Origin of the sequence: Vibrio sp. Vb339 (genome assembly GCF_902751245.1) — a bacterium.
GTDB lineage: Bacteria > Pseudomonadota > Gammaproteobacteria > Enterobacterales > Vibrionaceae > Vibrio > Vibrio coralliirubri.
Genome location: NZ_CADDIS010000007.1, coordinates 111,276 through 125,428, shown reverse-complemented (window position 1 = coordinate 125,428; position 14,153 = coordinate 111,276). Strand labels below are relative to the sequence as shown.

General features: G+C 43.6%; 12 protein-coding genes. 3 read left to right on the top strand and 9 right to left on the bottom strand.

Annotated features, from left to right (window positions below):
* Positions 1-225: 225 nt before the first annotated feature.
* The 4 genes from HRQ85_RS22405 to HRQ85_RS22390 are packed head-to-tail and all read right to left on the bottom strand — an operon-like array spanning position 226 to position 3,130.
* Entirely contained in the window at positions 226-675 is a 450-nt protein-coding gene (locus HRQ85_RS22405) for a type IV pilus modification PilV family protein (protein ID WP_172380643.1), read from the bottom strand.
* Positions 665-1,975, bottom strand: coding sequence for a hypothetical protein (locus HRQ85_RS22400; RefSeq protein ID WP_172380642.1), 1,311 nt, complete (start codon positions 1,973-1,975; stop codon positions 665-667). The genes HRQ85_RS22405 and HRQ85_RS22400 overlap by 11 nt, the downstream gene beginning before the upstream one ends.
* Positions 1,972-2,553 carry a PilW family protein gene (locus HRQ85_RS22395; RefSeq protein WP_172380670.1) on the bottom strand — a complete coding sequence of 194 codons (582 nt, stop codon included), beginning with the start codon at positions 2,551-2,553 and terminating at the stop codon, positions 1,972-1,974. Before HRQ85_RS22395 ends, HRQ85_RS22400 begins: the two co-directional genes overlap by 4 nt.
* Before the next feature lie 28 nt (positions 2,554-2,581).
* Positions 2,582-3,130, bottom strand: a complete 549-nt coding sequence (locus HRQ85_RS22390; RefSeq protein ID WP_172380641.1) for a GspH/FimT family pseudopilin — start codon at positions 3,128-3,130, stop codon at positions 2,582-2,584.
* 102 nt (positions 3,131-3,232) lie between these two features.
* Between HRQ85_RS22390 and HRQ85_RS22385 the strand changes: the two genes are divergently transcribed.
* Positions 3,233-3,670 carry a type IV pilin protein gene (locus HRQ85_RS22385; RefSeq protein WP_172380669.1) on the top strand — a complete coding sequence of 146 codons (438 nt, stop codon included), beginning with the start codon at positions 3,233-3,235 and terminating at the stop codon, positions 3,668-3,670.
* Between the two features lie 117 nt (positions 3,671-3,787).
* Here the strand turns inward: HRQ85_RS22385 and dnaJ are convergent, their stop codons facing one another.
* The 5 genes from dnaJ to grpE form a co-directional block, all read right to left on the bottom strand.
* Positions 3,788-4,936, bottom strand: coding sequence for a molecular chaperone DnaJ (dnaJ, locus tag HRQ85_RS22380; RefSeq protein ID WP_048608049.1), 1,149 nt, complete (start codon positions 4,934-4,936; stop codon positions 3,788-3,790).
* A 284-nt stretch (positions 4,937-5,220) separates the two neighbouring features.
* A complete protein-coding gene (dnaK, locus tag HRQ85_RS22375) occupies positions 5,221-7,134 on the bottom strand; it encodes a molecular chaperone DnaK (protein WP_065677859.1) in 1,914 nt (637 codons plus the stop codon).
* Between the two features lie 388 nt (positions 7,135-7,522).
* Entirely contained in the window at positions 7,523-8,560 is a 1,038-nt protein-coding gene (locus HRQ85_RS22370; RefSeq protein ID WP_172380640.1) for a polysaccharide lyase family 7 protein, read from the bottom strand.
* Positions 8,561-8,817: 257 nt separating this feature from the next.
* Positions 8,818-10,092, bottom strand: a complete 1,275-nt coding sequence (locus tag HRQ85_RS22365) for a dicarboxylate/amino acid:cation symporter (protein WP_048614334.1) — start codon at positions 10,090-10,092, stop codon at positions 8,818-8,820.
* A 392-nt stretch (positions 10,093-10,484) separates the two neighbouring features.
* Positions 10,485-11,066, bottom strand: a complete 582-nt coding sequence (gene grpE / locus HRQ85_RS22360; protein WP_172380639.1) for a nucleotide exchange factor GrpE — start codon at positions 11,064-11,066, stop codon at positions 10,485-10,487.
* A gap of 143 nt (positions 11,067-11,209) precedes the next feature.
* Between grpE and nadK the strand changes: the two genes are divergently transcribed.
* Together nadK and recN are read left to right on the top strand one after the other, a co-directional pair.
* Entirely contained in the window at positions 11,210-12,094 is an 885-nt protein-coding gene (nadK, locus tag HRQ85_RS22355; protein WP_017066747.1) for an NAD(+) kinase, read from the top strand.
* 280 nt (positions 12,095-12,374) lie between these two features.
* Positions 12,375-14,039 carry a DNA repair protein RecN gene (gene recN / locus HRQ85_RS22350; RefSeq protein WP_017059862.1) on the top strand — a complete coding sequence of 555 codons (1,665 nt, stop codon included), beginning with the start codon at positions 12,375-12,377 and terminating at the stop codon, positions 14,037-14,039.
* The last annotated feature ends 114 nt before the right edge of the window (positions 14,040-14,153 follow it).

Below are 14,153 nucleotides of genomic sequence, written 5' to 3'. Positions count from 1 at the left end.
TATTCTATTAAAGTCGTTGTTAAAAAGCACAAGATTCCACCTGATTTTCCATAAATGGAGACATATTTTGCAAAAACACCATACAACCACAACAATATAAAAACACAAAAAACACCATTCCATATACAGAGTTTTAACTAGCACGCAAACAATGTCCGAGGAGTGAAAATTATCAGTAAAAGGAGTGGCATGAGCCTTGGCATGCAGTAAACGTTTGCTTGAGGGTCAATCAAACTCACTGTATTTGGAGAGCATAGTTTCGAGGTAAATACGTTGTGCGTGGTTCATACGATCTTGCCATGCAATTGTGACAGTAATGCTTTTTAACGCACTAGACAAAGCACCGTTTGCATCAGTCACTTCACAAGTCATGGCATAGGCAGAACCCGACAAACCAGATAAAGGATCTGAACTTGCTGTGTTGAGACAATGACTCGCCTGATTTAGTTCCGAAAAAGGAATTAAACCTACTGCCCCACTCGCATTAGACGCCCGAGTTCGATAATACTCCATCTGCCTTTCTGCAAAATGCAGCGCTTCGATACTCTGAATCGCATAGTCGGCTTTCTGCTCAGTGTAGGTCTGCAGCTTGACCATGCCTAACGCGGCCACGCCCACCAGTAGAAAAGAGATAAGTACTTCAAGTAAACTAAAACCACGCTGGTTAGAAATCACTCCATGAGCCCTTTTTCCACTGTATTTCGACAGGTTCATCATGCGGATTGTATTCTCCTCGATAATCTAGATTCATCGAGCCTTTAATCGTAGAAAGCCCCCCGATTGAATCCAAAAATATGCCTCCTTTAGGGAAGAAGGAAGCGTTAGCTATATAGGTACTATTTTCTTTAACCAATGAAGAGTAATCCATCGTTGCTGGTAACTTATCCCAACTATCAGCAAGAAAGTCCGTGTTGTTTTCAGCACCTGAAGCATCCTTGAAGACACTCATGTCATTCAAGTGATAAAAAGCACCATCAAGTACACTGGCGTTTCCATTTGCGAAAATCCCATTTTCGACCACTAAAGATCGTGGTGTGATCGTTCCTGCACTATCCACAATATTAATGGCTGGGTGCCAAACTACACAGTCCCCAATGACCCACACCTTAGTTTTACCAGCTGAAAAGGCATCATTGATTCGAGTACTGCACTCCTTGCCCACGTATTTATTTGTGTTTGAATCGAAATCTACATGCACGGTATTCCCGTGAGAATCCGTCTCTAATAGGTTTATTACCTCATATTCATTACTTTTAAGGGTGTTGATATTGTCCGTTGTTTTCTTTACCCCGAAGTAGTTTTCGAAACCATTTAGATTGGTGTCATGAACGTAATCACTCATAAAAGCACCGCTAGGATCACTACCCGATGCGGTAATCGTTGCGCTCTCACTCAAGTCAGTTACCGCATCTTTACAAGCGCTAAAATCTGCAGGTGCATTCTCAGGATGAGAAACGGTGGTTAAGCTCCCCCCTGTACCTTTGGTGTGTATAACAGAGTCGAAAAACCGAACTGCCACACACTCATATACACCGTTGTTATTGGTTTCACTGAGTTCAGGGTCGATATCCATGATGTCCTCGGAAATAATTTCGAGAGCCGATATTGCTTGTATGGCCCCCAAACCCGAATCATTAGAAAATCGAATTTCTTTATTAATCGATGTTCTGTTGGCGGTTGAGACAAGGATATTGGCGTTATAGGATGATTTATCTAATGAAGAAAGCTTGTTGCTACAGGAATCCAGGAGATCACCTGGGATCGCGGTACTGCTGTTTTCAATAATAACGCTTAGACCACACTCCAATCCCCCCTCGGCGGTCCAATGTTCTTTGCGAGCTTGAACCTCGTTTTGAGCACGCTTTATTTGGTAAAAAGTAGTTTTAAAGCTACCAAGAGAAACGATCAGCACACCAATCAATAGAATACTGACTAGAAGTAGTGTTACCGCTCCATTTTGCTTTAATCGCATCATTGCCAATTCCTTTGTACCACTGAAGTCACTACTCTCTGACTTTCATCTGCATTCACAAGAGAAGCTTCTAGAGCGATATCGACTCTTTGCGAGGTTGCCAGACTGTTAGATAACTCAGTTACAGAAACCAAAAAATCGTCTACTTCTATTTGCTTTTCGAAAAACAAACTTTCACATGTCATTGCTCCCAAACCAGATGACGTAATCTGAGTGATATCTAATAAATAAGAAGATTCTTCTTGGCAGTAGTTCAGCTTATTACCCTTAAATTGATAGACAATGTTTCGATAGGCCGAAGATGCGCTGTTTTGTCGATAAACAAAACCAACGTAAGATTCACTGGCACTGGATTGAAAGGTATAAATCGTATTGGCAGCGCCCGATAGCTTCACTGATTGTCCAGAGTCTGCATCATAACCGGCTCGCCAGAGCTCCTCTTTCATCATTTGAGTAGTAGCGAATAGGTTCTGAGATAAGAGCAGCTCCAAGCTCTTTTCTGAACTCAAACGTTGGTTGGTAACAAATACCGAGCCGATAGTACCGATAACAATCACACCGATCACAGAGGCCACTAACATTTCGACCAAGGTACTACCTTGAACACTCCTAACCACAGATCTCATAACCATAATGACCTATGCTATTGCGCCCATCACTGTTTGGGTCACTGCTGCAAATTCGGATCCGCCCTGTCGTTTTCGATGCGATGATTGAAAGTACATCCGACAGCGCATTCGTGGAGGCGAGTGAAACATTACCGTCTCGAAAACGTCCCCTGACGTTATCGATCGCAATTGAAGTACTATTGGAGAAATTAAAGTCTACTTTTATACCTCTATATGCCGAACCATCAAGATGCATAAGTACATTATCAGAAACGTAAGATGTTGAACTGCTCAACACCATATCCCAATCACCATCAGAACTTTCGGTTCCACCTAAGGCACCTGAAACCAAGAACAAAACATAAAGCTCTTGGTTACGAGTGACCGCTTCTGATCGGGCAGTAATAAGAAAACTATGAACCTCAGGGGCTAAGCGCTGCAGTTTAGAAGAAGCCAACAAAGAACTAAAACTAGGGGCAGCCGCAGCCAGTAGCACTGAAAGCACCACGACAGTAATCAGCAGCTCTAATAGCGTAAACCCGCGAGTCATTTCCCAAATTCCTATGTAATAACTTGAGCAACCGTACTCAATCTTGCGCATATGCTAACACTAAGGAAAAATAGCCAGATAAGTGAAAAGGAAGTCCTCGTGATGATTCGAAAAAATATATGCAACAGTAACAACACGCGCGTAAAAGGGATGACATTGATCGAGTTATTGATTGTGGTTGCCATCATTGGGATTTTGGGGGCTATCGCCTATCCGAGCTATACCAACCACGTAGTGACTGGACATCGAACTAGCGCACTCGCTGACATCGCTCGAATTCAATTAGAACTAGAAGCAGCCTATGACAGCGGTTATGACTGGAGTGGTATTGTTTCGGGAAGCGATTGTTTGATCTGCGATACCGAAGCGAGCCGTTTTGTTTTCAGTGTCACCAGTTCGGCTTCTGCTGCCTATACGATTACAGCAACACCTCAGTCGGGAGTAGGTCAAGATAAAGACAACTGCTTCGATGGACAAAACCAGAAAGTGCTCACTCTCGACAGCGCTAATGTCGAATACCCAGAAGCCTGCTGGATGTAGTGTGATGAGGGTTTCAGGTGAAGAGAAAGAGAAAGAACCAGATTTGAGATACAAAAAAACCTGCTACATGAGCAGGTTTTTTAATTCCATCAACAACTTAAAGTATCAACAACCTAATTACTTAGTTAGGTCATCGAAGAAGTTTTTAACGCCGCTAAAGAAACCTTCAGACTTTGGCTTGTGCTTGCTTGCCGCTTCGCCACAACATGTTTCTTCGAATTCACGCAGTAGTTCTTTCTGACGAGAGCTTAGCTTAACTGGAGTCTCAACCACTAGCTTAACGATTAGGTCACCCACACCTCCGCCACGAACGCCTTTCACGCCTTTGCCACGCATACGGAACATACGGCCCGTTTGTGTTTCTTCTGGCACTTTAAGGTTTACACGACCATCCAGTGTTGGAACTTCAACTTCACCGCCTAAAGCAGCCATAGAGAAGCTTACTGGAACTTCACAGTAAAGGTTATTGCCGTCACGCTCAAAGATGTTGTGCTCTTTTACGTGTACTTGTACGTACAGGTCGCCAGCCGGAGCGCCTTGCTCTCCCGCTTCGCCTTCGCCTGATAGACGAATACGATCGCCAGTATCAACACCAGCAGGGATCTTAACGTTAAGTGTTTTCGTCTTCTGTTTGCGACCTTGACCATGACATGAGTTACATGGGTCTTTGATGATCTTGCCTTTACCGTTACAAGTAGGACAAGTCTGTTGAACCGCAAAGAAACCTTGGCGCATTTGTACTTGGCCGTGGCCATGACAAGTGCCACACGTTTGTGCAGAAGAACCCGCTTTCGCGCCGCTGCCGTCACAAGTATCACACTCTACAAGTGTTGGTACTTCGATTTCTTTAGAAACACCACGAACCGCTTCTTCTAGAGAAAGTTCCATGTTGTAACGTAGATCTGAACCACGTTGTGCACGCTGTTGACCGCCACCACGACGACCGCCGCCGAAGATGTCGCCAAATACGTCACCGAAGATATCGCCGAAGTCACCTTGGCCACCGCCGCCGAAACCACCGCCGCCGCCCATGCCACCTTGTTCAAAGGCTGCATGACCGTATTGATCGTAAGCTGCTTTCTTTTGAGAATCGGTTAGGATCTCGTACGCTACTTTTACTTCTTTAAACTTATCTGCTGCGGTCTCATCACCCTGGTTACGGTCCGGGTGGAATTTCATCGCTAAGCGTTTGTACGCTTTTTTAATATCGCGCTCTGATGCATCGCGGCTTACGCCTAATACTTCGTAAAAATCACGTTTTGACATGTTCTAGGTCACCAAAATAATTGCTACTACCGAATGATCACTTCAGTAGTCTGTGTATCAATCTAGATAAAAGTTCTGCCGGCTGAAATGCCGAATAAAGCTATTATCTAGATCGACAAGTCTAAATACAAATTTACGGGCGTGAGAGTTACCTCTGACGCCCGCAATAATAAGTCTTTGAGACAAATTTCTAAGCAGATAGCTTGAGTCCTAAGTGGAAGCTCGGAGCCTACGTTAGTAGGTGGGCACTTCCGATAACGAAATCAGGCTACTCTGCGACGAAATTATTTTTTGTCTTCTTTAACTTCTTCAAACTCAGCATCAACAACGTCGTCATCTTGCTTAGGCTGTTCACCAGCGTCAGCACCAGCTTGTTCAGCTTGAGCTTTCTGTTGAGCGATTTCCATTAGCTTTTGAGCTGCTTGCATAAGTTCTTGAACTTTAGCGTCGATAGCTTCTTTGTCGTCACCAGACTTAACTGATTCTAGCGCTTCGATAGCTGCTTCGATTTTAGCTTTCTCGTCTGCAGGTAGAGCTTCACCAGCTTCTTCTACTTGCTTCTTAGTGCCGTGAATCATTTGGTCAGCTTGGTTACGTGCAGTTACTAGCTCTTCGAACTTTTTGTCCGCTTCTTTGTTAGCTTCTGCTTCTTGTACCATTGCTTCGATCTCTTCCTCAGACAGACCGCCTGATGCTTGGATAGTGATCTTCTGCTCTTTACCTGTTGCTTTATCTTTAGCAGATACGTTCAGGATACCATCAGCATCTAGGTCGAATGTTACTTCGATTTGTGGCATGCCACGTGGTGCTGGTTGGATACCTTCTAGGTTGAACTGACCAAGAGACTTGTTGTAAGTCGCTTGCTTACGCTCACCTTGAAGAACGTGGATAGTTACTGCGTTTTGGTTGTCTTCAGCTGTAGAGAACACTTGATCCGCTTTAGTAGGGATAGTTGTGTTTTTCTCGATAAGCTTAGTCATCACGCCGCCCATCGTTTCGATACCGAAAGATAGAGGAGTAACGTCTAGTAGTAGAACGTCTTTAACGTCACCAGCTAGTACACCACCTTGAACAGCAGCACCCATTGCAACAGCTTCGTCAGGGTTCACGTCTTTACGTGGCTCTTTACCGAAGAATTCAGTTACTTTAGCTTGAACCATAGGCATACGAGTTTGACCACCAACTAGGATAACGTCAGTGATTTCGCCTACAGATAGGTCAGCATCTGCTAGAGCAACTTTTAGTGGCTCAAGAGAACGTTGAACTAGGTCTTCAACTAGAGACTCAAGCTTCGCACGAGTCACTTTGATGTTCATGTGCTTAGGACCAGTCGCATCAGCAGTAACGTAAGGTAGGTTTACGTCAGTTTGAGTAGTAGAAGAAAGCTCGATTTTCGCTTTTTCTGCTGCTTCTTTAACACGCTGCATTGCTAGTGGATCAGCTTTAAGGTCGATACCTTGCTCTTTCTTGAACTCATCTACTAGGTAGTTGATCATGCGGTTATCGAAATCTTCACCACCAAGGTGAGTGTCACCGTTAGTTGAAAGAACTTCGAAAGTCTTCTCGCCTTCTACTTCATCGATTTCGATGATAGAGATATCGAATGTACCACCACCAAGGTCGTATACAGCGATAGTGCGATCACCACCTTGCTTGTCTAGGCCGTAAGCTAGAGCAGCAGCAGTTGGTTCGTTGATGATACGTTTAACATCTAGACCAGCGATACGGCCAGCATCTTTCGTTGCTTGACGTTGAGCATCGTTGAAGTAAGCAGGAACAGTAACAACTGCGCCAGTTACTTCTTCGCCTAGGAAGTCTTCAGCTGTTTTCTTCATTTTCTTAAGAACTTCAGCAGATACTTGAGGAGCAGCCATTTTTTGGCCTTGCGCTTCAACCCATGCATCACCGTTATCAGCTTTAACAATGTTAAAAGGCATGATTTCGATATCGCGTTGAACTTCTTCATCTTCAAAACGACGACCGATTAGACGCTTAATTGCGTATAGCGTGTTTTGAGGGTTAGTAACTGCTTGACGTTTCGCAGGTTGACCAACTAGCGTCTCGCCGTCAGTGTATGCGATTACCGATGCTGTTGTGCGTTCGCCTTCAGCATTTTCTAGTACGCGTGGTTTGTCGCCGTCTAAAACAGCAACACAAGAGTTAGTAGTACCTAAATCAATACCAATGATTCGACCCATCAGGCTATCTCCGAAATATAATCTATATTAGTTTTTGCTATACCCACATATGTGGGGGGCGGTAATCAGGGATTCAACCCTAATACACAAAATTTAAGTGCAAATGTAATTTGCTTTCGTATGCACCATAGATAAGGGCTGCAAACTGGTTTTCAAGGGAATAAGTAAAAAAAATCTATTTTTTCCCGTATCTTTTTACATAAAAGTAAAAAGTGACCGATCCCTTGCCAATTAAGGCTCCGATGTTGAGAAAGTCTCGCATTTATCCCCACATTGAAACCTCAACCCTATTCCAGATGCCATAAAAAAAGACCTTCATGTAGAAGGTCTTTTTCAAATAGATATTAATCAGTTAAATATTATTCAAATGATTACTGATTCAGCCATATTATTGATTAAGCACTAACTGGTAGAAGCTCGCTTGAGTGTAATCACCCGCTTCCATACCACGCCATTCACAGGCAGAGCTCGACTTCTTGGTGTTGCATTGATTGTATGCGCCCGCCTTGAAGTACATCCAGTCTTGTCCATAACCAAGATCGATATCATGCCCCTGATATTTACCCTTAGCTAAATCAACATCATACGTCTTCACAATTGGAACGGCTGAGTTTGGATTCTTAGTAAATGTTAAGTGCATGATGTTGTCTTTGATGTTCACATCGTATGAGAACACTTCACCTAACTTAATACCATCAGCAGGATCAGAACTGCCTTTTTTCAGATTGTATTGACCAAACACATCATGGCGAATGTCTTTACGAAGTTTCTTTCCGTTTTCATCCTTCGCATTTTTCATCTCTGTCGGCGGGTTTAATTCATAGTTCCACGTTAACGAACCATGCTCATGCTCCGGCAGTTTACGGTAAACAATTTTCAGAGGCTCATTGTCTGAACCATGAATTTGGCCAATCACTACCGAGAATGCGCCTGTTTTTTTATAGCTACCGCTGGTACTCACCTGATCAACAGAAAGTGTTGCCGTCATTTGACCACCGATAGAACCGAACTCTTCTGCATTCTCATGGCTTGAAATCGCGAAGTTGTTGCTCGGCGCCGAGTAGCTGTCTGCCAGCATCGCTCTTAGTTCACTGCGCGTGTTTTTACTGTTTGGTGTCGTTGGTGCTGTATTCGGAGCAACAAATACCATCGCGCCAGATTCTGCATCAGTGTAGAACCATTTAGGATGAACGTAAGGTGTGTCTACATTCGACAACTCTTGCTTACCGATCTCCAACGTTTTGCCTTTTCTAGAGCCTTCTGTAGTTAGCTCCGGTAGGTTAATTTTCCATTTAGATAAATCGAAGTTTTGTGCTGGTGCTTTTGCTGGATCAAGATTGAACTGTTGACCAATATCGTGATTAGAAGCAAGAGCGGGAGCCGCTAAGAGGCTAGCAGTCAGTAGGCTAAGGTAAGACAACTTCATTATTTGGTTTCCTTTATGTCGTCATAATGTAGGTTGCCAGAACAATAAAATGATATTGTATTATTATATGTGATCTATATTAAATATTGAAAACTGATGACCCATTCAGCGCGAGTAAAAAGAAAAAATGAGACTTCGCACCAACACAGCCCCCTCTTTTAACCCAGCAGCAGATAGCCCAAAGCACTGATCAGCAGAGACAAAAAAGCCCCGCTCTAGTTGAGCGGGGCTTCTAATTATCGAGTCTTAATTAGGAATTAAGCTTCTGCTTTTTGCAGCTCAGTTTCTTCGTTAGCTTCAACGCCAATTTCGTTTTCAGATTTAGCAACGATAGTGTTAACCGCTGTATCACCGACTACGTTTGAAGAAGTACAGAACATGTCACAGATACGGTCAACAGCAGCAACAATCGCTAGACCTTCGGGTGGTAAACCTAGTTGGTGTAATAGAACACCGACCATCACAACACCGCCACCAGGAACACCACCAGCACCGATAGACAGTAGCAGGATAGTTAGACCAAGAGTGAAGATATCAGCAGTGTTGATTGGCTGACCAAATGCGTTTGCTACGAACATAGTTGCTAGTGCGATGTAGATAGATACACCAGACATGTTCATTGTTGCACCTAGTGGTACACCGAAACCTGCTACTGACTTAGATACGTTTAGTTTGTCAGTTAGAGTACGCATTGTTACTGGGATTGTTGCATTCGAACTTGCTGTAGATAGTGAGAATAGAACTTGCTCACGAGTTGCACGTAGGAACTGCTTTGGAGAAATACCAGTGAATGAACCAACCATCATTGGGTAGAAGAAGAAAATCCAGAACACTAGCATTGCAACCACAAGCGCCACATAGCCAGCAACTGACATTAGCGTGTCTGCATCCAGTGTTGCGCCCAGTTGAATCATCAGAGCAAATACACCGTATGGCGCCAAGCTCATTACTAGGCCGATAAGCTTCATCATGATTTCGTTAGCCATCTTGAATGTCTTGATAGCTGGGCCACCACGAGAATCAAGCGCTTGAATAGCAAGACCAGTCAAAATTGCCATGAAGATGATTTGTAGCATGTCGCCGCTTGCGAACGCTTCTACAGGGTTGCTAGGAACGATGTTAACAACAAGAGAGAAGATGTCTGGTGTTTCAGTTGTTGTAAGCGCAATTGTCTCAGAAACCGTACCCGCCAGATTCGCACCTGCACCTGGTTGGAAAATAAGACCAATCGTTAGCGCTGCTGAAATCGCGATGATGGTGTTAATAATGTAAAGACCAAAGGTTTTACCACCAAGACGACCAAATGAACGAATATCTTTTAGCTCAACAATACCGCAAACAATAGATACGTATACAAGAGGAACTACAAGCAATTTGATAAGTGATACGAACATACCACCAGCACCTTCGGCAGCGCCAAGTAGATACGTATCAAAAATAGCAATACCGCTGAATAGGTACTGAATAGCAGTACCAATAAGTAGACCGGCGAACAAGCCTACAAAAATTTTACTTGAGAGCGATTTATCCATCGTTCTTCTCCAGTTTGTTGTGTTTAAAATTTGTACTTTTATAGTTATATATGCGACCAGAATCGCTATATTGCAGTGGATTTTACATACAAAGATAACAATTAAAAGCATTTATTTACAAAAACATTACAAGTGTGACATCGAAACATTTCTTCAATTACAACCAGTTTCATAATATAAAACTCTAAATCATTGTTCTGGATAAAATAAAAAGAACGACATTCTTAATGCCATATTGGTGACTATTTACGTGGACTCTCAAGTTATAGGCATAAAAAAAGAGAGGCATATGCCTCTCTTTCCATTTCACGTTAACCAGTGAATTATTTTGTCGCCGCTATTTTGTTACTTCACAATTGCCATTATCAACTGCTTAGCAAACGGCCACTCAATTACTTAGCAACCATTACCATTGCAGGGCGAATAACACGGCCGTTAAGCTCGTAGCCTTTCTGCATAACAAACATCACAGTGTTTGATTCGTGGTCTGGGCTTTCTTGAATAGACATTGCTTGGTGGTATTCAGGGTTGAATGCTTCACCTTCAGGGTTGATCTCTTTAAGACCAAACTTAGCAACTGTGTCTACGAACGTTTTGTGCGTTAGCTCAACACCTTCATACAGTGGCTTAACCACTTCGTTTTCAGCGTCTGCCGCTTGCATTGCACGCTCTAGGTTGTCGATTACAGGAAGCAGACCTTCAGCAAACTTGTTCAAAGCGAATTTACGCGCTTTATCAATTTCTTGTTCGCTACGGCGACGCATGTTTTCAACTTCAGCTTTCGCGCGAAGAACAGAATCTTGCTGCTCTTTCACTTTAGATTCGCTAGAAAGCAGTGCAGCTTCCAGTTGAGCGATTTTTGCTTCCTGCTCATCAGCAGCATCTTCATTCAGTTCAGCTTCTTCAACTTTCTCAGCTTCAGCGATGATCTGATCTAGCTCTGCTTCGGTTACTTTGTTTTCTTCGTTGCTCATGATATCTCCAGAATTCGTTTTCAATGCAAGTGACAGGCGTGTTTGCGCCCCAAATTGATATAAAACACTCGCATAGACGTTCAACTTGCCTTTATTATGGGGATGAAGAATTTTGATTCAAGCCTAATTCGTTTGGAAACGTTATGAAAAAGCCATTTGAAGTCATCGCCATTATCGGTAAACCTCGAGATCAGCAAGCAATTCAGACTCATAGAGAGCTCTATCAGTGGTTAAGTGCTGAGGGTTATCAAGTGTTTGTTGATGACAGACTCGCCACTATTTTAGACGACATCCCAAAAGAACATTTTTCTAGCCTGATTGAGTTAGGTAAACGCGCCGATCTCGCCATTGTGGTCGGCGGTGACGGAAATATGCTCGGTGCCGCTAGAATCCTGTCACGTTTCGACATTTCAGTAATTGGTGTTAACCGAGGCAACCTTGGTTTCCTAACCGATCTCAACCCTGAAAACTTCCAGAGTGCACTGACTGATGTACTCAAAGGCGAGTTCATGGAAGAAGAGCGCTTCTTACTTGAAACGGAAATTCATCGTCACGGCCAGATAAAAAGCCACAATGCAGCACTTAATGAGGCTGTACTGCACCCCGGACAAGTTGCTCACATGATCGAGTTCGAAGTGTACATCGATGACAGCTTCGCCTTCTCACAGCGCTCTGATGGCTTAATCGTCTCAACACCGACAGGTTCTACCGCCTACTCGCTTTCTGGCGGCGGCCCTATCCTGTCATCAAGCCTAAATGCTATTTCACTCGTGCCAATGTTCCCGCACACCCTTTCAAGCCGCCCACTTGTAGTAGATGGCAAGCGTCGTATTAAGCTGATCGTATCGCCTGATAACCGCGGAACTCAGGAAGTGAGCTGCGATGGTCAAATCTCTCTGCCTGTTTCTCCTGGCGATGAGATCCACATTTACCAAAGCCCAAATGTGCTCAAACTGATCCACCCTAAAGACTACAACTACTACCACGTTCTGCGTAACAAGTTAGGCTGGTCGAGCAAGCTGTTCTAAGTAAAAAGCGAACGATTTTAAAAGGCTGACGACATTCGTCTGCCTTTTTTATTGCCGATTCAAAGCCCACCGCCTCTATCTTTACGCCAATTCACCACATCGTCATTCCCAAGAGGGAGGAACGACTGAGTTGGGAATCTATAGCGGTTTCAGTGATCTACAGACAAGCTCAATTCTGAGAGCTGTCGCAAAAAATTTTCACCTGTCGACTTTACTGTGTAAAGAAACAGTATATACTGAGCTTATATACAGTATTGTTCAGTTATACAGGTAAATAAAAATGCTGGCTCATTTAAGTGTTAATAATTTCGCTATTGTTAAGTCTTTACAGCTAGAACTCTCTAAAGGCATGACAACAATCACCGGGGAAACTGGTGCGGGTAAATCTATCGCTATCGATGCTTTAGGCTTATGCCTTGGAGGAAGATCCGATGCAGGAATGGTTCGACAAGGTGAAGAAAAAACCGAAGTCAGTGCCGCTTTTTTACTTGAGAACAATCTGCATGCTACCCGCTGGTTAGAAGACAACGAATTGCTTGATGGCAGTGAGTGCATCCTGCGCAGAACCATCTCAAAAGAAGGTCGTTCTCGTGCATTCATCAACGGTAGCCCTGTCCCTCTTTCGCAATTGAAATCACTTGGACAACTGCTGATCAACATCCATGGTCAACACGCGCATCACCAGTTGATGAAAAGCGACTACCAAATGGCCATGCTTGATCAATACGCAGGCCACTTGAATCTATTGAAATCAACACGTAATGCTTACCAAGCGTGGCGACAAGCGGATAACCACTTAAAAGAGTTACGTGAAAATAGCCAGCAAAACCAAGCTCAAAAACAACTTCTTGAATACCAAATCAAAGAGTTAAATGAGCTGTCTATTGGGGAGGAAGAATATGAAGACCTCGAACAAGAGCATAAGCGCCTCTCCAATAGCGGAGAACTGGCCACAACCTGTCAGCAAGCTATCGAGCTTATTTATGAAGGCGAAGAAGTTAATGCGCTTGGTATTCTGCAATCGGCCAATAACTCCTTAATTCAACTAGCTGAGCTAGATGAAAGATTAGCCGAATTACCAAACTTGCTTTCCGAAGCCATTATTCAGATTGAAGAAACCAACAACGAGTTAAGAACATACCTAGACAGCATTGATGTTGATCCCGGCCGTATGGCTTACGTTGAGGAGCGTTTCTCTAAAGTGATGTCGATGTCTCGTAAACACCACGTGTTACCTGAAGAGCTGTATAAGCACCATCAAGACTTACTACAACAAGTTGAAGCGCTTGATTGCTCTGATGAAAAATTGGAAGAATTGGCAAACGAGGTAGAAAACCAATACCAATCGTTCGTTGCTAAATCAGAGAAGCTTCATAAATCTCGAACTCGTTACGCAAAAGAGCTCAACAAGCTGATCACGCAAAGCATGCACGAACTGAGCATGGAAAAAGCGCAGTTTGCCATTGAAGTGAACAACACCAACACACACCCTTCTCCACTGGGTATGGATAACGTGACCTTCATTGTTTCGACCAACCCAGGCCAACCGATGCAGCCAATTGCGAAAGTGGCCTCTGGTGGTGAGTTATCACGAATTTCATTAGCGATTCAGGTGATCACAGCGCAAAAAGTGGACACACCAAGCCTGATTTTCGATGAAGTCGATGTAGGTATCAGTGGACCAACCGCTGCGGTTGTCGGAAAAATGCTACGTAAGCTGGGCGAATCGACACAAGTTATGTGCGTGACTCACTTACCTCAAGTTGCCGGTTGCGGTCACCAACAACTGTTTGTAGCGAAGAACACGAAATCAGGTAAAACCGAGACTCAAATGCACACGCTTGATGAGCAACAACGCGTTTCAGAGCTTGCTCGACTGCTTGGTGGCAGCCAGATTACCGAATCGACGCTTGCCAACGCAAAAGAGTTATTAATCGCAGCTTAGGTTACATATTCAGCAACTTTCTGATAATTTACCGAAAAATCTTGGCAATTTTGCAACTTAATTCAAAATTGCCAGTCATAACAAGCTCAAAGCGCAAGGAGCTTTTTACTTCTT